1 protein-coding gene is annotated in these 1,331 nt (G+C 78.7%); it reads right to left on the reverse strand.

Annotated elements, in window-relative coordinates; genetic code table 11:
- Positions 1-10: 10 nt before the first annotated feature.
- Positions 11-1,216: an SGNH/GDSL hydrolase family protein gene (locus PAI11_RS11045; protein ID WP_007574502.1), complete on the reverse strand. Its 1,206-nt coding sequence runs from the start codon at positions 1,214-1,216 to the stop codon at positions 11-13.
- Positions 1,217-1,331 lie beyond the last annotated feature (115 nt).

Below are 1,331 nucleotides of genomic sequence, written 5' to 3' on the forward strand. Positions count from 1 at the left end.
CGGCGGAGGGCTAGCGGCGTGCCCGTCGCCGGGCGTCGTGCTGGGCCGCCCGCCGCGCCGCCGCGGTCGCCAGCGAGGGCGCCCGTCGGCGGGTCGGCCTGGCGGCGACCGGCCGCATCCCGGTGGCGCGGGCGAACGACGCGACCACGCCCGCGATCTGCTCCATTCCGGTGGCGCTCGGGTGGAGGCTGTCGCCGAGGAACGAGAGCCCGGAGAGGATCGGCCCGTTGACCCAGGCGTCGGCACCGGCGCAGAGGTCGTGTCCGCGGCTCGGGGTCCGCAGGTCGACGTAGCGGACCGGGCCGGCGCCGCGGTCGAGCGTGGCGACGGCGGCCCGCTGCGCCTGGTCGTAGGCGGCCAGCAGCCCGTCGAGGTAGGTGATCTCGGCGTCGTCGAGGCTCCAGGCCAGGCCGATCGGGCCGGCGCAGCCGGGGCTTCCGGCCCGCGGCACCACCTGCGGGTAGCCGACGACGGCGATCGTCGCGTTGGGAGCCCGGCGGCGGATGGCGGCCACCGCGGGCCGCAGCTTGGCGGTGGTGCGGGCGGCCGTCACGTCGTCGGGCGCCAGCCACAGCGACCGCTCGTCGTCACCGGCCAGCAGCGACGCCACGAGCTGGGCCAGCCCGCTCGGCAGCAGGCCGGTCAGCGCCTCGGGCAGCAGCTGCGCGATCGGTCCCGTCCTGCGCCCGGGACCGCACGGCGCGCCGGCCCGGATGCAGCTGGCGAGGACGCCGTAGAGCCCGTCGTGGGGCTTGTCGACCCAGCTGTCGTTGCCGCCGATCGTGAAGGTGACCGCGCGGGTCCCCGGGCCGAGCGCCCGGTCGTGGTCGGCCCACCCGATCTGGTCGAGGACGCTGACCGGCCCGCCGTCGTGCGCCCGACCGGCCGTCGCGCCGGCGCAGCTGTAGTCCGACCAGCGACCGCGCCGCTCGATGCCGAGCCCGAGCGCGGCGGCGATCCGCGACGCGTAGTTGATCGACGAGCGGCCGCAGCCCGGCTCGCGCGCGGGGCCCAGTCCGGGCCCGGACGAGTAGGAGTCGCCGAGCGCGACGTAGTCCTGGCCGTCGGAGGCGGCCAGGGCGCGGCCGGCGGGAAGGGCGAGCAGGCCGGCGACGGCGATCGCGGCCACGACGACCATCGCGGCGATCGCCCGCCCGGCGGGCGTCGGGCCACGGCCGCTCGGGGAGGGCCGGACGGTCGGGTCGGGGTGCCGCACGCGCCGAGCGTATCCCGCGATCGCTCCGGAGGCGACGCGATTCCGTGATCGCCGCCCGCCCGACCGACCGCCGAGGCGGCGCAGGCCGAGGCGGCGCGACGGTCGGGCGGCCCGC

The sequence above is a fragment of the Patulibacter medicamentivorans genome (genome assembly GCF_000240225.1).
GTDB classification, from domain to species: Bacteria; Actinomycetota; Thermoleophilia; order Solirubrobacterales; family Solirubrobacteraceae; genus Patulibacter; species Patulibacter medicamentivorans.